13 protein-coding genes are annotated in these 17,028 nt (G+C 74.6%); 9 read left to right on the top strand and 4 right to left on the bottom strand.

What is annotated here, in order from left to right:
* Window positions 1-108: 108 nt before the first annotated feature.
* Together NFS20_RS12895 and NFS20_RS12890 are read left to right on the top strand one after the other, a co-directional pair.
* The gene (locus NFS20_RS12895; RefSeq protein WP_251152184.1) at window positions 109-1,917 is read left to right on the top strand and encodes a pyruvate dehydrogenase; all 1,809 of its coding nucleotides are present in this window, start codon (window positions 109-111) and stop codon (window positions 1,915-1,917) included.
* Window positions 1,914-3,611: a RecQ family ATP-dependent DNA helicase gene (locus NFS20_RS12890; RefSeq protein ID WP_251152183.1), complete on the top strand. Its 1,698-nt coding sequence runs from the start codon at window positions 1,914-1,916 to the stop codon at window positions 3,609-3,611. Before NFS20_RS12895 ends, NFS20_RS12890 begins: the two co-directional genes overlap by 4 nt.
* Before the next feature lie 15 nt (window positions 3,612-3,626).
* Here the strand turns inward: NFS20_RS12890 and NFS20_RS12885 are convergent, their stop codons facing one another.
* Window positions 3,627-4,469, bottom strand: coding sequence for an ABC transporter permease (locus NFS20_RS12885; RefSeq protein ID WP_251152182.1), 843 nt, complete (start codon window positions 4,467-4,469; stop codon window positions 3,627-3,629).
* Entirely contained in the window at window positions 4,466-5,383 is a 918-nt protein-coding gene (locus tag NFS20_RS12880) for an ABC transporter ATP-binding protein (RefSeq protein WP_251152181.1), read from the bottom strand. Before NFS20_RS12880 ends, NFS20_RS12885 begins: the two co-directional genes overlap by 4 nt.
* Window positions 5,384-5,578: 195 nt before the next feature.
* Between NFS20_RS12880 and NFS20_RS12875 the strand changes: the two genes are divergently transcribed.
* From NFS20_RS12875 to NFS20_RS12865, 3 genes are all read left to right on the top strand, one after another.
* Window positions 5,579-6,049 carry an NfeD C-terminal domain-containing protein gene (locus tag NFS20_RS12875; RefSeq protein WP_251152180.1) on the top strand — a complete coding sequence of 157 codons (471 nt, stop codon included), beginning with the start codon at window positions 5,579-5,581 and terminating at the stop codon, window positions 6,047-6,049.
* A gap of 123 nt (window positions 6,050-6,172) precedes the next feature.
* Window positions 6,173-7,648, top strand: a complete 1,476-nt coding sequence (locus NFS20_RS12870; RefSeq protein WP_251152179.1) for a flotillin family protein — start codon at window positions 6,173-6,175, stop codon at window positions 7,646-7,648.
* Between the two features lie 241 nt (window positions 7,649-7,889).
* Entirely contained in the window at window positions 7,890-9,665 is a 1,776-nt protein-coding gene (locus NFS20_RS12865; protein WP_251152178.1) for a collagen-binding domain-containing protein, read from the top strand.
* A gap of 99 nt (window positions 9,666-9,764) precedes the next feature.
* On the opposite strand, the gene NFS20_RS12860 is transcribed toward NFS20_RS12865, so the two are convergent.
* Entirely contained in the window at window positions 9,765-10,595 is an 831-nt protein-coding gene (locus NFS20_RS12860; RefSeq protein WP_251152177.1) for a GAP family protein, read from the bottom strand.
* 138 nt (window positions 10,596-10,733) lie between these two features.
* On the opposite strand from NFS20_RS12860, the gene NFS20_RS12855 reads away from it, so the two are divergent.
* The 3 genes from NFS20_RS12855 (at window position 10,734) to NFS20_RS12845 (ending at window position 15,153) form a co-directional block, all read left to right on the top strand.
* Window positions 10,734-12,080 carry a sensor histidine kinase gene (locus NFS20_RS12855; protein WP_251152176.1) on the top strand — a complete coding sequence of 449 codons (1,347 nt, stop codon included), beginning with the start codon at window positions 10,734-10,736 and terminating at the stop codon, window positions 12,078-12,080.
* On the top strand, window positions 12,080-12,787 hold the full coding sequence (locus tag NFS20_RS12850) for a response regulator (protein WP_251152289.1): 708 nt from the start codon (window positions 12,080-12,082) through the stop codon (window positions 12,785-12,787). The genes NFS20_RS12855 and NFS20_RS12850 overlap by 1 nt, the downstream gene beginning before the upstream one ends.
* A gap of 68 nt (window positions 12,788-12,855) precedes the next feature.
* Window positions 12,856-15,153, top strand: coding sequence for a glycoside hydrolase family 65 protein (locus NFS20_RS12845; RefSeq protein ID WP_251152175.1), 2,298 nt, complete (start codon window positions 12,856-12,858; stop codon window positions 15,151-15,153).
* A 62-nt stretch (window positions 15,154-15,215) separates the two neighbouring features.
* Here the strand turns inward: NFS20_RS12845 and NFS20_RS12840 are convergent, their stop codons facing one another.
* Window positions 15,216-15,809, bottom strand: a complete 594-nt coding sequence (locus NFS20_RS12840) for a TetR/AcrR family transcriptional regulator (RefSeq protein ID WP_251152174.1) — start codon at window positions 15,807-15,809, stop codon at window positions 15,216-15,218.
* A gap of 91 nt (window positions 15,810-15,900) precedes the next feature.
* Here NFS20_RS12840 and NFS20_RS12835 point away from each other — a divergent pair, with 91 nt between their 5' ends.
* On the top strand, window positions 15,901-16,980 hold the full coding sequence (locus tag NFS20_RS12835; RefSeq protein ID WP_251152173.1) for an ABC transporter permease: 1,080 nt from the start codon (window positions 15,901-15,903) through the stop codon (window positions 16,978-16,980).
* Window positions 16,981-17,028: the final 48 nt, after the last annotated feature.

Below are 17,028 nucleotides of genomic sequence, written 5' to 3'. Positions count from 1 at the left end.
GGGACACGGTCGTACCGGCCCGGGCCGACCGCCGCGGGCTCGCCCTGCGACCGACCGCCGCCCGACGCAGGATGGAGGACGACCCGTCCCCACCCGTGGAGGTACGTCATGCCGTTCGGAATCGGCCGCCCCCCGCAGGACAAGCGCGACCGCACGGTCGCGGACCTGCTCGTCGCGCAGCTCATCGAGGCGGGGGTGCGCCGGATCTACGGCATCGTCGGCGACAGCCTCAACCCCGTCGTCGACGCCGTGCACCGGTCCAACACCGGCGACAACGCGGGCAAGGGCATCGAGTGGGTGCACGTGCGGCACGAGGAGGCCGCGGCGTTCGCGGCGGCCGCCGAGGCCGAGGTCACGGGCGAGCTCGCCGTGTGCGCGGGCTCGTGCGGCCCCGGCAACCTCCACCTCATCAACGGCCTCTACGACGCCAACCGGTCGCGCGTGCCGGTGCTGGCCATCGCGAGCCACATCCCGAGCAAGCAGATCGGCACGGGGTTCTTCCAGGAGACGCACCCCGACCGGCTCTTCACCGAGTGCTCCGTGTACTCGGAGATGATCTCGAGCGCCGAGCAGGCGCCGCGCGTCATCAACTCGGCGATCCACCACGCGTTCGGCGCGCCGGGCGTCGCGGTCCTGACGCTCCCGGGAGACGTCGCCGATCTCGACGCCCCGGCCGCGGTACCGGACGTCGCGTGCCGGCCCCCGCGCCCGCGCATCGTCCCGGACGTGCGGTCGGTCCAGGAGCTCGCCGAGGCGATCGACGCCGCGAAGAAGGTGACGATCTTCGCCGGCGCGGGAGTGCGGGACGCGCGCGACGACGTCATCGCGCTCGCCGACAAGATCGCCGCGCCCGTGGGCCACTCGCTGCGCGGCAAGGAGTTCATCCAGTACGACAACCCGTTCGACGTCGGCATGTCGGGCCTGCTCGGCTACGGCGCCGCGTTCGACGCCATGCACGACTGCGACCTGCTGCTCCTGCTCGGCACGGACTTCCCGTACGACCAGTTCCTGCCGGCCGAGGTCCGGACCGCACAGGTCGACGTCGAGCCCACGCGGCTCGGGCGTCGCACGCGGCTCGACCTCGCGGTCGTCGGCGACGTCGGCGAGACCGTGCGGATGCTGCTCCCGCTCGTGAGGAAGGCGCGGTCGCGCACGTTCCTCGACAAGATGGTGGGCAAGCACGAGAAGGCGATGAGCGGAGTCGTCGGCGCGTACACGAAGAAGGTCGAGCGCACGACCCCCATCCACCCGGAGTACGTCGCCGACGTCCTCGACCAGGTCGCCGCGGACGACGCCGTCTTCACCGTCGACACGGGCATGTGCAACGTCTGGGCCGCCCGGTACATCACGCCGAACGGCCGACGCCGCATCGTCGGCTCGTTCCTCCACGGCTCGATGGCCAACGCGCTGCCCCACGCGATCGGCGCCGCGGCGGCGACGCGCGAGGCCGGTCACGACCGGCAGGTCGTCGCGATGGCGGGCGACGGCGGTCTCTCGATGCTCCTCGGCGAGCTCGTCACGCTGCGGCAGTACGACCTGCCCGTGAAGGTCGTCCTGTTCGACAACGCCAGCCTCGGGATGGTGCGGCTCGAGATGCTCGTCGACGGCCTGCCGATGTTCGGCACCGAGTCGCCGCAGGTCGACTACGCGGCCGTGGCGAACGCGATCGGTATCCCCGCGGTCCGCGTGGAGCATCCCCGCGACCTGCGGCGCGCCCTGGAGGACGCGCTGCACCGCCCCGGTCCGGCGCTCGTCGACGTCGTCACCGACCCGCGCGCGCTGTCGATCCCCCCGAACATCACCGCGGGCCAGGTCCGCGGGTTCGCCGCCGCGATGAGCAAGGAGGTCCTCGGCGGAGGGATGGGCGAGGTCGTGTCGATGGCGCGGGCGAACCTGCGCAACGTCCCGCGCCCGTGACGGAGGGCGCCACGGCGCCGGGCGCGCCGACCCTCGCCGAGGTACGGACCACGGCGCGCGAGGTGTTCGGGTGGGAGCGGCTGCGGCCGGGCCAGGCCGAGGCGATCTCCGCGCTCCTCGACGGTCACGACGTCCTCCTCGTCCTGCCCACGGGCGCCGGGAAGTCCGCGGTCTACCAGCTGCCGGGCCTCGAGCTGCCCGGGCCGACGCTCGTCGTCTCACCCCTCATCGCCCTCCAGCATGACCAGATGCGCTCGCTGCTCGAGCTCGGGGACGGGGAGGCGGCGGCCGCGGCGGTGAGCTCCGCCGTGCCCGCCGCCGAGCGGCGCGCCGCGCTCGAGGCGGCAGCCGCCGGGGAGCTCGACTTCCTCTTCCTGTCGCCCGAGCAGCTCGCCAACGCCGAGGTGCTCGACGCCGTCCGCGCCGCGCGACCGAGCCTCGTGGCCGTGGACGAGGCGCACTGCGTCTCCGTGTGGGGCCACGACTTCCGGCCGGAGTACCTGCGGCTCGGCGAGCGCATCGACACGCTCGACCCGCGCCCGCGCGTCCTCGCGCTCACCGCGACCGCGGCGCCACCCGTCCGCGAGGACGTCGCCGCCCGCCTGCACCTGCGCGACGCCGCGGTGATCGTCCGAGGGTTCGCCCGCCCCGGCATCGCGCTCGAGGTGGTCCGTGCGATCGACGACGCGGACAAGCGGCGCGCGGTCGTGGAGCGCGTGCGCGAGGAGGCGGAGAAGGGGATCGGCATCGTGTACGTCGCGACCCGCCGCCACACCACCGAGCTCGCCGACGCCCTCGCCGACCCGAGCACCGGCCGGGCGCTGCGCGCCGTCGCCTACCACGGCGGCATGCGCCGTGCCGAGCGCGAAGAGGCCCAGCGCCGGTTCACCGAGGACGAGGTCGACGTCGTCGTCGCGACGTCGGCGTTCGGCATGGGGATCGACAAGCCGGACGTGCGGTTCGTCGTGCACGCCGACGTGCCCGGGTCCCCGGACGGCTACTACCAGGAGGTGGGTCGCGCGGGCCGCGACGGCGAGCCCGCCGTCGCCGTCCTGTTCTACCGGCCGGAGGACCTGGGGCTGCAGCGCTACTTCCGGGTCGGCGTGCCGGACCGCGGCGACGTGCTCGAGGTGGCGCGCGCGCTGCGCGGTGCGCACGACCCGGCTGGCCCCGCCGACCCGCCCCCCGGGACGAGCGCCGGTGACGCCACGTCGCCGCGCGGCCGGCTACCGCGCCGCCTGGCGCGCCTGCGCGCGCTCGTGACCGACGCCCGCGCGCTGCTGGGCCCGGGCGCGCGACCGGCCGACGTCGCCGACGCCGCGGTCGAGCTCGCCGAGGACCGGCGCCGCGTGGACGACTCGCGCCTCGACATGATGCGCGCGTACGCCGAGACCGCGCAGTGCCGGCGCCAGTTCCTCCTCGCCTACCTCGGCGAGGAGCTCGCCGAGCCCTGCGGGCGCTGCGACACGTGCTTGGCGGGCACGGCGACGGAACGGGTCGTCGACGACACGGTGCCGTTCCCCGCAGGCTCGCAGGTGCGGCACGCCGAGTTCGGCGACGGCACGGTCATGGGGTACGACGCCGGCGAGGAGAACGGCGAGGGCGAACGCGTGACCGTGCTCTTCGCCTCGCACGGCTACCGGACGCTCAGCGTCGGCGCGGTCGGCGAGCACGGCCTGCTCGAGCCCGCCTGAGGCCGAGGCCTCTTGTCAGACGTCCCGGCGGCGCACGACGACGCAGGCAGCGGCCACCACGACCGCCGTCCAGACCACGATCGCGACGACGCTCCATGTGAGCGTCGCACCGTCGGCTCCGCTCGGGAGCTCCAGGACCGTGCCCTCCGGCCCCGGGAGCGAGCGGGCGAAGCGGCCGACGGCGTCGACCGGGATCGCCTGCAGCAGCGCGGGCACGACGTAGAGGAAGCCGAGGGTCGCGGCGATGCCGCCGGCACTGGACCGGACGACGAGCCCGAACGCGAGGGCGATCACCGCCGCGGCGGCCTGGTAGAACGCCGTGCCCGCGAGCACGCGCAGCACGACCGGGTCGGTGATCCCTCCGGCTGACCCGTGACCGAGCACGAGGGCCGCGACGAGGAACGACACCACGCCGGAGACCACCGAGGCCACGAGGGCGGCCGCGGCGACCACCACGGCCTTGGCGAGGACGACCGGCACGCGGCGCGGCACGACGGCGAACGTGGTGAGGACGGCACCGCGCTCGTACTCCGTGGTGCCCACGATCGTCCCGAGGACGACGAGGAGCAGGAGCCCGAGGTAGTTCGTGTCCGTGAACGCGCCGACCGCACCGGCGAGCGCGGTGTCGGCGTCGGTGACGTCCGACCGCTCGGTGAGCGCCGTGATCACCGCGACGAGGACCGGCACGAGCAGGGCGAGGGACAGGAGCCACCACGTCGACCGCAGGCCCCGCGCCTTGAGCGACTCGGACGCGACGAGGCCGCCGAACCCCAGCCGCGGCGCGCTCGTCGGGGGCGGGGCGGGCGACGTGGCCGGCGACGTCGTCGGGGGCGCGGGCCGTGCGGGCTGTGCGGTCATCGGGGGCCCCCGTCGGTCGAGTACTCGACGGCGTCCTTCGTCAGCTCGAAGAACGCGTCCTCCAGCGAGACGTGCTGCGGGACGAGCTCCGCGAGCACCGTGCCGGTGCGCATCGCGAGCGCGCCGACCTGGTCGCTCGACAGCCCGGTCACGGTCAGCACCCGTTCCTCCGTCGACGCGACCGTGCCGCCGGACGCACGGACCTCGGCGGCCAGCGCGTCGGACGCCTCCGCGGTCCGGACCCGGACGCTGCCCCCCGTCGCAGCCGCGACGATCTCCTCGACCGTCCCGCTGGCGACGAGCCGTCCGCGGCCCAGGACGACGACGTCGTCCGCCGTGAGCGCCATCTCGCTCATGAGGTGGCTCGAGACGAGGACGGTCGTGCCCTGCGCCGCGAGCGCGCGCACGAGCTCGCGGACCCAGTGCACGCCGTCGGGGTCGAGGCCGTTCACGGGCTCGTCGAGCACGAGCGTGCGCGGGCGCCCCAGGAGCGCGGCGGCGATGCCCAGGCGCTGCCCCATCCCCAGCGAGAACGTGCCGATGCGACGACCGGCCACCGCGGCCAGTCCCGTCGTCTCCAGCACCTCGTCCACGCGGGAGGAGGGCAGCCGGTGCGTGAGCGCGATCGACCGCAGGTGGGTGCGCGCGGTGCGGCCCGGGTGCACCGCGTGGGCGTCGAGCATGGCGCCGACGGCCGTGAGCGGCGCCGGGTCGTCGACGAACGGCTTCCCGTCGATCCGGACGACCCCGCTCGTCGGCCGGTGCAGGCCCAGGATCATGCGCATCGTCGTCGACTTGCCCGCACCGTTCGGGCCGAGCAGCCCGGTCACCCGGCCGGTGCGCACCACGAAGCTCAGGTCGTCGACGGCGACCGTCTCGCCATAGGTCTTGGTGAGGTGCTCGACCTCGATCACCGGAGCATCTCGCGTCGCGCAGGGTCTGTCCGCATGGGTGGAACTCAAACATCCGTGGTCGCCGCCCGCGAGGCGAACCGGCGCGGGGAGAGGTCCCCATGCCCGGGTGGCTGTGGACGGCCGATCTCGCGCGCGCGTCACGGTATGGTGTGCGCACGTTCACGACAACTCCACGCGTCGCTCAAGGGACCACGAATGATCGTCTTCCTCGTCATCGGCATCGCCGCGCTCGCGCTGCTCCTCCTCTCGCTCCTGGTCGGGGAGATCGTCGACCTGGGTGACGGGACGCTCTCGGGTACCTCGCTGGGGGTCGGGGGCGTGGTGTTCGGGTCCGTCGGGGTCATCGTCACGGCCAACGGCCTGCCCACGTGGGTCGCGTACGTCGGCTCGCTCGTCGTCGCGGTCGTCGTCGTGCTCGTCGTCCAGCGCCTCGTCACGCACCTGCGCGACTCGGAGGACGGGACGCCCGTGTCGCTCGTCGGCGTGCAGGGCACCGCGACGACCGCCATCGACCCGGCCCGCGGCGAGGTGTCGCTCGACGCCGCGCACGAGCTCGAGCGCCGGCTCGCCTGGTCGGAGGAGCCCATCCCCGAGGGCGCGCGCGTCGTCGTCCTCGAGCAGTCCGGCAGCAAGGTGCGCGTGCGCCGGCACTTCGCGAACGACTGACGACGTCCCGCACCTGCTGCACCGCCGCCCGGCCCGCCCGCACCGCCGCACAGGCCACCCGAACCTTCGCACGCACCGCACGCCCACCGCCCGAACGGAAGGAGACGCGCCCCGGCGCTGACCATGCTGGACGACTCGAACAACCTCATCACGACCCTGGCGATCGTCGCCCTGGTCATCGCGTTCTTCGCGGTGATCATCTTCATCAGCAAGCGCATCCGTCGCGTCCCGCCGAACGAGGCCCTCGTCATCGTGGGCCGCGGCGCGGGCCGCAAGGAGGCCACCGGCAGCGGCCAGAAGGTCATCGTCGGCGGCCGCACGTTCGTCTGGCCGATCCTCCAGCAGGGCTTCCCCATCTCGCTCGAGCAGCGTCAGATCGGGATCACCGTCGAGGGCGTGGACAAGCACCGCATCAAGATCGCCATCAAGGCGTCGATCAACTTCAAGGTCCGCGGCGACGAGGAGGGCGTGCGGCGTGCCGCCCAGCGCTTCCTGTCCCAGCAGGGCACGCTCACCGAGATCATCAAGGAGTCCCTCGAGGGCTCGCTGCGCTCCATCGTCGGCGACATGACGATCGAGCAGATCATCTCGGACCGCAAGGGACTGTCGGACCGCGTGGTGGAGTCCACCAAGGCCGACCTGTCCGAGCAGGGCCTGCAGGTCGACCTGCTCAACATCTCCGACATCTCGACGCCGGGGTCGGACTACCTGTCCAACCTGGGCCGCGCCGAGAACGCGCGCGCCCGCCAGGTCGCCGAGGTCTCCGAGGCCGAGGCGCAGCGTGCGTCGGAGTTCGCGGTCATCGAGGCGGCGGAGCAGATCGCCGAGCGTCAGAAGGCGCTCGACCTCAAGCGCGCCGTCATCAAGGCCGACACCGACCGCGCGAACGCCGAGGCGGACGCGGCCGGCCAGCTGGCCCGCGCCGAGCAGGACCGTCTCGTCGCGCAGCAGGAGCGCGAGGCGCTCGCCGAGCAGGCTCGCGTGACGCAGGAGCGACTCGACATCGAGATCCGCAAGCCGGCCGAGGCCAAGGCGTACGCCGAGGTCCAGGAGGCGAACGCGCGTCGTGACGCCGCGAACGCGTCCACGGAGGCGGAGGCCTACAAGCGCACCGTCATCGCCGAGGCGAACAAGACGGCGGCGATCCAGGACGCCGAGGCGTCCGCCGCCGCGGTGCGCCGCGCCGGTGAGGCCGAGCGTGACCGCCAGGTCGCCCTGGCGGCCGGTATCAAGGCCGAGGGTGAGGCTCGCGCGTCGGCGATCGAGGCCGAGGGTCGCGCCGAGGCGGTCGCCACCGACGCCAAGGCCGAGGCGCTCAAGAAGTACGGTGAGGCGGCCCTCGTGCAGGAGCTCATCGAGCGCCTGCCCGAGATCGTGCGCGCCGCGGCCGAGCCGATCGGCAACATCCAGGGCATGACCGTCATCTCCACCGACGGCGCGTCCGCGATCACGAAGAACGTCGCCTCGGTCCTCGGGGAGGGCCAGGGCGTCATCAAGCAGCTCACGGGCGTCGACATCAACCAGCTCATCGCCGGCCTGGCGGGCAGCACGCTGCCCGGCACCGGCGCCACGTCGGAGTCGAACGGCACGCGCGTCTGACCTCTCGCGCCCCTTCGAGTCGTGGCCCGTCCGGCCTTCCGGGCGGGCCACGGTCGTGCGTGGCCGAGGACTCGCCGGCCACGCGTCCGAGGTCCGGGACCTTCGTCCCGCGCGCCACGCCGAAGGTCGCCAGGCGGTCCGGAGCGGGAACGGGGAGACGAGCTGGACGGTTGTCCAGTTCGACAGCCCGATCACCGGCAGGACCAGCGTCGCTTCTCCGGACGACCCCCTGGAGATCGACATGACCATGCTCCCGCGACCCCGTCGCGACCGCCGCCGCGCCGCGCGACTCGTCGGCACCGCGTTCCTCGCCGGAGCCGTCGCCCTCACCCCTGCGGCGACGGCATCGGCCGCGAGCGCATCCGACCCGTCGACCTCTGCTCCGATCACCGTCAACCCGTTCGACCTCGCCGGCGGCTTCAGCGTGTACGCGCGCCAGGACGCCACCCTCGCGAACCAGGAGACGGAGGGCAGCATCGCCGTCGGCGGTGAGCTCACCGTCACGCGCAGCGGCGGAGGGACGTATGCGATCCACCACTACGTCGCCGGGACGCCGGGCTACACGATCCCGACCGTGGACGGCGACCCCACCCGCCTCCTCGTCGGCTCGTACTCCACGGACTCCGGGCTCGTCGAGATCAAGAACTCCGGGTCGGGCGGCGACCCTGCCCTCGCCGGTCACCTCAAGGTCGCGCACGACAGCACGGACTTCGCGGCCTTCGAGCGCGGTGGATGGGTCCGCTGGCGGACGGCGACGGACGACGCCCCCGCGATCGACGCGACGAACCAGCCCTGGCCTGCGGGTCAGGAGACGGTCCGGACCGAGCGCGACGACGTCGCGAGCTACGTCGAGGCAGGGGCGACCCCCTTCGAGACCGTGCAGCGGTGTCTTGCCGACCTGGGTTCGCCGACGGGGGCCGGGCACCAGGTCGGGGTCGCGGGGTCGTGGGGCGAGCGGTACGTGCTCGAGCCGCTCTCCGCCGTCGCCCCGAACGTCGTGGACTACGCCGACGTCGCGGGCGCAGGCCTGCTCCAGCTCTCCGACGGCAGTGCCGCGCCCGGCCCGACGAACCCGCTGATCGTCCGGGTGCCCGCTGGCACGACCGACCTCACGGGGTTCCGGATGGATCCGCAGGGAACGTACTCGCCGTACATCCTGTGGGACCTCTCGGCCGTCACCGGGCCGGTCTCGCTCACGAGCCCGGTGCGGATCGACGGCTCCGTCTACGCGCCCGCGGCCGACCTGACGGTCTCCGCCTCGCCGCTCGACGGCCAGGTCGTCGCGCGCAACCTCGTCCTGGCGGGCGAAGGAGAGGCGCACGCGTTCCTCTTCGCAGGGACGATCCCCTGCGGTGGCGACCCGGTCCCCACGCCCACGGGCGGCTACGCGGTCACCAAGGTCGTCGACGACAGGAAGGCCGACGTCGTGCCGACCGGGACCACGTTCACCGTCGAGCAGACCCTCGACGGTGTCGCAGCCGACCCGCTGACGCTGCGCGCCGACGAGCGGCAGGTCGTCGACGGCCTGCCCGTCGGCACGCAGGTCGAGCTCACCGAGGTCGCGCTGCCGGAGATCGAGGGCGTCCGGTGGGGCGAGCCGCGCTGGACGGGCGACGGCGTGAGGGTCGGCCCGGACGGGTCGGCGACCTTCGTCGTCGGCGACGGCACCATCGTCGAGCTGGTCCTCACCAACACCGCGGACGGGACGCCTGGCCCGTGGGTCCCGACCGACCCCACCGACCCCATCGACCCGGGCACCATCGACCCGGGCACCACCGACCCGGGCACCACCGATCCAGGCACCACCGATCCGGACACCACCGACCTCACCGACCCGAGCGACCCGGGCGCCGTCGACCCGACCGGCACCCCCGCCCCGACGGCCGCTGCACGGCGTCCGTCGACGAGCGGTGCGCTCGCGACGACGGGCGCGGCGACGGTCGCCCCCGTCGCGGTCGCGGCTGCGCTGGTCCTGGCGGGTGCGGTCGTGCTGGCGCTGCGGCGTCGGGCACGCTGACGAGCGGAGCGCCGTGCGGGCGCGGCACGTCCGGCTCTCCGGACGGGCCGCACGCACGTGCTCGGTCGTCGTGACAGGCGTACCGACCGGTCACGACCGTCAGCCCGTCCAGCCGAGCCGCCCCATGGCGTTCAGCGCGAGCAGGACGCCGAGGATCCCGAGGACCCAGCCGGTCATCTCGGCGGCGTTCTTGGTCAGCCACCGGTCGAGCCGGTGCAGGAGCGGGTCCACCGCGCGTGCTGCGACGAGCCTGCCGAGGAGGAGCAGGAGCGCCGGAGCGATCATCACGACGCAGTACGCGGCGAGCACGCCCGCGGAGGCCGGCCACGCGACGTCGGACGTGGTGACGATCCCGATCGCGGCGAGGTACGGCAGCATCGTGCCGACCTCGATCGCCACGGCACCGAGCGCGAGACCGACGAGCGGCAGGACGGACGGCCGCGTCCGCACGGTCGCGCCAGCCTGCGCACCGCCGACGTCGGCCCCGGACTCGATGCCGAGCGCCCGCTCGCGCCACCGGGACAACCTTCCCGGCGCGGGCGGGCGGCCGTCCGCCGCGGCACGCTCCGCGCGGCGCGCGGCGCGCTTGCCGTCGAACCGGAAGCTCAGCGCGAAGAGCCCGATGCCGAGCAGGAGCTGCACGATCGCCGCGGCCCGCGTGTCGAGAGCGTCGCCGAAGCGGTCGAGGAACGCCCCGGCGCCGAGCATGACGACGATCCCGACGGCGAGGTAGAAGCCCGCCACGGTCGCCAGGTAGGTGAGCACACGGCCGGCGCGGATCCGCCCGGGCGCGAGCAGCAGCCACACCGGGATGAGCAGCGTCCCGAAGCTCGTCGAGTCGACGAGCGCGAGCACGACGAGGATGCCGGCCATCGTGGCGAGGCCGAGCCCGGTGCCGTCGGCGCCGGCGAGGTCGAGGGGAAGGTCCATGGCCCGACCTTCCCCCGAGCGGGCGGCCGCGTCGTCGGCCGGACGGACGATCCTCGGACCCGCCGCGGAGCGCCGCCGCGCCCCGCCTACACCCTTCGACCGATCCCACGACGACGGCCCGTGTGCTGGGATGGAGCCGTGAGCTCAGCCCGCTGGTGGTCCCGCGACGGCGCCCTGCGCCAGGTGTGGCGCCTCGAGGACTCGCGCAACGACGTCGTCACCGCCGTCATGACGTTCGCGCTCGGGTGGGTGCTCATCGAGGTCGGGCTCGTCGACCTCGTGTCGGTCGACGGCGCGATCGGGATCGTGACGCCCGAGCCGTGGTGGCGGTACGCGCTGCTCGCGGTCGGCTGCGCCCTCATCCTCGTCAAGCGCCGCCGGCCGATGCTCGCGCTGGCGGGCGGCGTCGTCGTCATGCTGGTGGACCTCTCGTGGGGCGGGTCCCTCGCGATCACCGTGGTGCTGTGGGACCTGCTGTACGCGGCGGCGACGTGGGGCAGCCCGCGGGCGCGGGCCTGGCTGTGGGGCGTCACGGTGACCGTCTCGGTGCTCGGCGCAGTCGCGGCCGGCGAGGCCGCGCGCGACGTGCGGGTGTTCGTGTACACGGGTCTGCAGCTGGGCGCCGTGCTGCTGCTGCCCCTGTGGTGGGCGACGAACGTGCGCCAGAAGACCGAGCTCGCCGACCTGGAGCGCGACCGGGCCGACCTCGCAGCCCGCGACGCCGCGAGCGCCGCCCGCGCCGCGGAGCTCGAGCGCGAGCGCGCGAGCGACCTCGAGCGCATCGCCGAGCTCGACCGGCACGAGGCCGTCCGGGCCGAGCGCGCGGCGATGGCGCGCGACCTGCACGACGTCATCGCGTCGCACCTCTCCGCGATCGCCATCCACTCGGGTGCCGCGCTCCAGCTCCCGCCGGACGCGACGCGCGACCGGGCGGCGCTGGAGCAGGTGCGCACGAGCGCGGTCACGTCGCTGGAGGAGATGCGGTCGATGATCCTGCTCCTGCGCAGCGAGCGGCGCGGGTCCGAACCGGTGGTCGCCCCCGGTCGGCTCGCCGAGATCGGCACGCTGCTCGACGCCGCGCGCGCGACGGGGACCGAGGTGACCTTCACGGACGACCCCCGTGCCGCCGGGCTGCCCGCCGCCGTGGACCAGACGCTCTACCGGGTCGCGCAGGAGGCGTTGACGAACGCGCTCAAGCACGCGCCGGGGGCGCCGGTCGCCGTGCGGCTCGAACGGTCGGGCGACGACGTCGTGCTCACCGTCCACGACCACGGGACGCCCGCGCCCACCCCGCTGGGGGACCCGGCGCTCAGCGCAGGAACGGGTCTGCTGACGATGCGCGAGCGTGCCGAGGGGGTCGGCGGCACGCTCGACGCCGGGCCCGCGGACGGGTCGACGGGCGGTGGCGGGTGGACCGTCCGCGCGGCGGTCCCGGCGGCCGGGCCCACCGGTGGTCCGGCATCGGCGTCGGGGGCACCGAGATGATGCGCCCGACGGTCCGCGTGATCCTCGCCGACGACCACGCCGCGATCCGCGCCGGGCTGCGCCTGCTGCTCGAGGCGGCGGACGACGTCGAGGTCGTCGGCGAGGCCGCCGACGGGACGGCGGCGATCACCAACGCGCGGGCGCTGCGCCCGGACGTCGTGCTCATGGACCTGCGCATGCCGGGCGTCGACGGGATCGAGGCGACGCGCGTCATCACGACCGAGGGACTCGCGGACGTCCTCGTCCTCACGACGTTCGACCTCGACGAGTACGTCGACGGCGCGCTGCGCGCCGGCGCGGCGGGCTTCCTTCTCAAGACCGCGGAGCCCGCGGCGCTGCTCGACGCCGTGCGCCGCGTCGCCGACGGCGACGGCGTGCTCGCCCCGGAGGTCACCCGGCGCCTGCTGGCAGCGTTCGCCCGCGGTCCCGGGCCCGACGACGGCCCTCGCCCCGGGGAGCCGGCCCACCCGTCGGGCACGGGACGGGAACCGGGCACGGCGGGCGACCCCCGGCTGGCCGACCTCACGCCGCGCGAGGTCGACGTCCTCGCGGCGCTGGGCCGCGGGCTGTCGAACCAGGGCATCGCGACGGAGCTGTTCATCTCGGAGGCGACGGCGAAGACCCACGTCTCCCGGGTGCTCGCGAAGCTCGGGGTCACGTCGCGCATGCAGGCCGCGATCGTCGCGCGGGACACGGGGCTGGCGTAGGCCGCAGCGCCCGGGGGCACGCGCCCCTCGACGGGTGAGCACGTACGGGTCGTGATGGTGTGGCACCCGTGACGAGCGATCTCAGCCCCTGGTCGGTCCGGGAGTCCGACCTCGACCTCGACGGCCCCCAGGCAGCGGCCTCGATCCTGTCCCTGTCGAACGGGTACGTCGGCGTGCGCGGAGTCCTCGACGAGACCCCCGCGGACGCCGACCCGGCGACGCTCCTCGCCACCGTGCTCGAGGAGTACGACCAGACGTACGCCGAGGGCGGCTACGCCTATCCCGAGGTGGAGGAACGCCTCGTCCCGGTGGTCGACGCCTGGCGTGTCGGCTGGTCCGTGGACGGCACGCCTGTCGACGCCTCGGCCGCCGGGTCGCACGACCGCGCCCTCGACCTGCGCGCCGGCGTCCTGGACCGGGAGCTGCGGTGGACCGCGCCGTCGGGAGGGAGCACGACCCTCGTCAACCGGCGCCTCGTGTCGCTCACGCGACCGGAGCTCGTCGCGTCCCGTTGGCACGTGCTCGCACACGACGACGTCACGGTCGCCCTGCGACCCGCACCTGACTGCTCCCACGGCGACGACGCCGACCGTGAGCGCACGGAGCCCGGGCTCGTCACGACGTCGTGCCGGCACGACGCCGAGGGCTCGTCCGTGCACCAGCGCACCGTCCGCTCGGGCCGGGGTGTCGCCGTCGAGACGGCTCACGTCGTGGAGTGCGCGGACGGCGTGACGCCGGTGTGGCACCACCGCGCCGGGGCCGCCACGCTCACCGTGGACCTGCGTGCGGGTCAGTGGCTCACCGTGCTGGTGCTCGCGGCCCACGTGGGCGGGCCGGACGCCGACGCCCTCCCGGCGCGGGCGCACGCGGCGCTCGCCGACGCGCTGGCGGCCGGCTGGGAGCAGCTTCAGCGCGAGCAGGCGGAGCTCCTCGCCGACGTCTGGGCGCGCGGTGACGTCGAGCTCGAGGGCGACGACGAGATGCAGCAGGCCGCGCGGTACTCCCTCTTCCAGACCGTGCAGGCATCGGCCTGCGTCGACGGCGTCGGCGTCCGCGCCAAGGGCCTGACGGGCACCGGGTACGGCGGGCACGCCTTCTGGGACTCGGAGACCTTCGTGCTCCCGGTCCTGGACCACGTCCTGCCCGGCGCGGCGGCCGCGCACCTGCGCTGGCGGCACACCACCCTGCCTCGGGCGCGCGAGCGCGCGGCCGAGCTGGGTCTGCCGGGCGCCGCGTTCCCGTGGCGGACGATCAGCGGTCGGGAGTCGTCGGGCTACTGGCCCGCCGGTACGGCCGCGTTCCACGTCAGCGCCGCCGTCGCGCTCGCCGCCGTGCGGTACGTCGCAGCCACGGGGGACGAGGCGTTCGCGCGGGACGTCGCCGTGGACCTGGTCGTCGAGACGGCGCGGCTGTGGGCGGGCCGCGGGCACCACACGGACGCCGGGTTCCGCATCGACGGCGTGACCGGACCGGACGAGTACACCGCGATCGTGGACAACAACACCTATACCAACCTCGTGGCGCGCCAGAACCTCCGGGCCGCCGCGGGCCTGTGCGACCGGTATCCCGAGCAGGCCCACCGCCTGGGCGTCAGCGCCGACGAGCGCGCGGCGTGGCTCCTCGCGGCCGACCGGATGATCGTGCCGTACTCCGACGAGCTGCAGGTCACCGAGCAGTCGCAGGACTTCACGCGCCACGCGCACTGGGACTTCGAGGCGCGGGGCACGGCGCGGTTCCCGCTCGACGACCACGTGCACTACTCCGAGCTCTACCGTCGGCAGGTGGTCAAGCAGGCCGACCTCGTGCTCGCGCTGCACGTCGCGCGGGAGGAGTTCACGCCCGAGCAGAGGCGTCGCGACTTCGACTACTACGAGCCCCTCACGGTCCGCGACTCGTCGCTGTCCGCTCCGGTGCAGGCGGTGGTCGCCGCGGAGATCGGCTACGTGGACCTCGCCTACGCGTATGCCCGCGAGTGCGCGCTCCTCGACCTGTGCGACCTGCGCGCGTCGACCGACGGCGGCCTGCACGTCGCGTCGCTCGCCGGGGCGTGGACCGCGATGGTCGCCGGGCTCGGCGGCGCGCGCCTCGACGGCGGCGTGCTCCACCTCGCGCCCTGCCTGCCGTCTCGGTTGACCGGGTACGCGTTCCCGGTGCACGCGGCGGGCGCGAGCGCCCGCGTCGAGGTGCGCAGCGACGGGGTGACGTACCGGCTCGTGTCCGGGGAGAAGCTGCGGATCGTGCACGACGGCGACGAGCTCCGGCTCACCCCGGAGCAGCCGGCGCAGGTGCGGCCGGTCCGTCCCGGGGAGCAGAGCCCGCCGCCCGCGCAGCCGCCCGGCCGGGCGCCGCTCTTCGCCGCGTCGTAGCCCGGCGCACCGACGACGCCCGCCGTCCGACGACGTCCGGCGACGACGAGCGGGCCGGCCCGTCAGCGCGGGAGGTACCGGTCGAGCTGGTCGAGGTAGCCGTCGCGGTCGAAGTCCTCGAACAGCCCGGACTGCAGGATGCAGCCCTGGCACACACCGACGAACAGCGGCGCCTGCTCGACGGCGAGCGCGGTCGCCGCGGCCCCGGCGAGGCCGTTCGCCCGCTGGTGCCACTCCGTGAGGTAGTGCTCGAACGTCGTCCGGATGCGACCGACGACGCCCGCCGCGAGGCCCCGCAGCGCGGGGTCGGTCATCGCCTCCCCCCAGAGCTGCACGAGGATTCCGGGGTCGCCGAGCTCGCGCTGCACCCCCGTCATGAGCACCCGGACGACCTGGGCCGGCGCGGGCAGCGGCTCCTGCGCGGCGAGCCTTTCGACGTCGAGCACCCGCGCCCCCACGATCCGGGTCGCCGTCGCGCGGACGATCTCGGACTTGCTGGCGAAGTACCCGTAGATCGCCCCCGCCGACAGGCCCGACTCGGCGATGATGTCGGCCATCGAGGCCGCCTGGAAGCCCTTGCGCCGGAACACGCGCAACGCCGCGTCGACGATCTCGTCCCGGCGCGCGGCGCGGTACTCCTCGGTGACCCTGGGCACCGGGCCAGCCTAAACCGAACGATCGTTCTTGACAGACCTCGCGGCACAGGTGGACGCTATAGAGAACGAACATTCGTTTTGGAGGCCCGTCATGAGCACGCACCCCGCACCCGTCGCGACGCCCTGGCGTCGCGCCCTCGGGATCGCCGTCGGACTCGTCGTCGTGGTGAGCGTCGTGGTCCTGGCCTTCCTGTGGCCGTCGGTCACCGCCGAGGCGCGGGACCTCCCGGTCGCCGTCGCCGGACCGGCCGAGGCGGTCGCCCAGGTCGAGGCCGGCCTCGCGCACGGCGCCCCCGGCGCGCTCGACATCACCGCCGTCGCCGACCGCGACGCCGCCGTCGCGCTCGTCGAGTCGCGTGACGTCTACGGCGCGATCGTGCTCGGCCCGGAGCCCGAGGTCCTCACGGCGTCGGCCGCGAGCCCCGTCGTCGCGCAGCTCCTCGGTCAGCAGGCGGCCGCGCTCCAGGCGCAGGTCGACTCCGCGGCGGCCGCCCAGGGCGCACCGGCGGGCACCGCGCCCACGGTCGTCGTGACCGACGTCGTGCCGCTGTCCCCCGACGACGCGCGCGGCACGACGCTCTCCGCCGCCACGTTCCCGCTGGTCCTCGGCGGGATCGCCGGCGGTGTCGCGATCGCGCTCGCCGTCCACGGCACCGGACGACGGCTCGCCGCGCTCGGCACCTACGCGGTGACCGGAGGCCTCGCGATCACCGGGATCCTGCACGGCCTCGGCGGGCTGCACGGGGCGTTCCTCGCCGACTCCGCGGCCGTGGGGCTCACCCTCCTCGGGATCTCCGGGACGGTCGTCGGCGCCGCGGCCGTGCTCGGGCGGCCGGGGATCGCCGTCGGGCCGGTGCTCTTCCTGCTGGTCGCCAACCCGCTCTCCGCCGCAGCCGTGCCGGTCGAGATGCTGCTCGCGCCCTGGGGCGCCGTCGGGCAGTGGTTCCCGCCGGGCGCGTCCGCGACGCTCCTGCGCGACCTGTCGTACTTCCCTGCCGCGGACACGACCCTGCCGTGGCTCGTCCTCGCCGGCTGGGCCGTGCTCGGGGTCGGGCTCGTGCTCGCCGGGCACCGTCCCTCCCGGGCTCGGTCCGCTGGCGCCCCGACCACCGCACCCACGGGCGCGGGCACGACGGCCGACGACGCGCTCGTCGACTCCGGTCGCGGCTGACCGGGGCCGGCCGGCCGTGCTGAGCCCTGCCGCGCCGGGTCCGCCGAG

The sequence above is a fragment of the Cellulosimicrobium sp. Marseille-Q4280 genome (assembly GCF_943181405.1).
In the GTDB taxonomy this organism is placed as follows: Bacteria; Actinomycetota; Actinomycetes; order Actinomycetales; family Cellulomonadaceae; genus Cellulosimicrobium.
Note: the sequence above shows the minus strand (reverse complement) of the source record. Positions and strands in the feature narration are given on the sequence as shown.

Bases quoted from the DNA above. Each gene is read 5' to 3' on its own strand.
- NFS20_RS12885 (WP_251152182.1), bottom strand. From the start codon at position 4,469: ATGACCGCACAGCCCGCACGGCCCGCGCCCCCGACGACGTCGCCGGCC.
- NFS20_RS12865 (WP_251152178.1), top strand. From the start codon at position 7,890: ATGACCATGCTCCCGCGACCCCGTCGCGACCGCCGCCGCGCCGCGCGA.
- NFS20_RS12875 (WP_251152180.1), top strand. From the start codon at position 5,579: ATGATCGTCTTCCTCGTCATCGGCATCGCCGCGCTCGCGCTGCTCCTC.
- NFS20_RS12835 (WP_251152173.1), top strand. From the start codon at position 15,901: ATGAGCACGCACCCCGCACCCGTCGCGACGCCCTGGCGTCGCGCCCTC.
- NFS20_RS12860 (WP_251152177.1), bottom strand. From the start codon at position 10,595: ATGGACCTTCCCCTCGACCTCGCCGGCGCCGACGGCACCGGGCTCGGC.
- NFS20_RS12850 (WP_251152289.1), top strand. From the start codon at position 12,080: ATGCGCCCGACGGTCCGCGTGATCCTCGCCGACGACCACGCCGCGATC.
- NFS20_RS12895 (WP_251152184.1), top strand. From the start codon at position 109: ATGCCGTTCGGAATCGGCCGCCCCCCGCAGGACAAGCGCGACCGCACG.
- NFS20_RS12870 (WP_251152179.1), top strand. From the start codon at position 6,173: ATGCTGGACGACTCGAACAACCTCATCACGACCCTGGCGATCGTCGCC.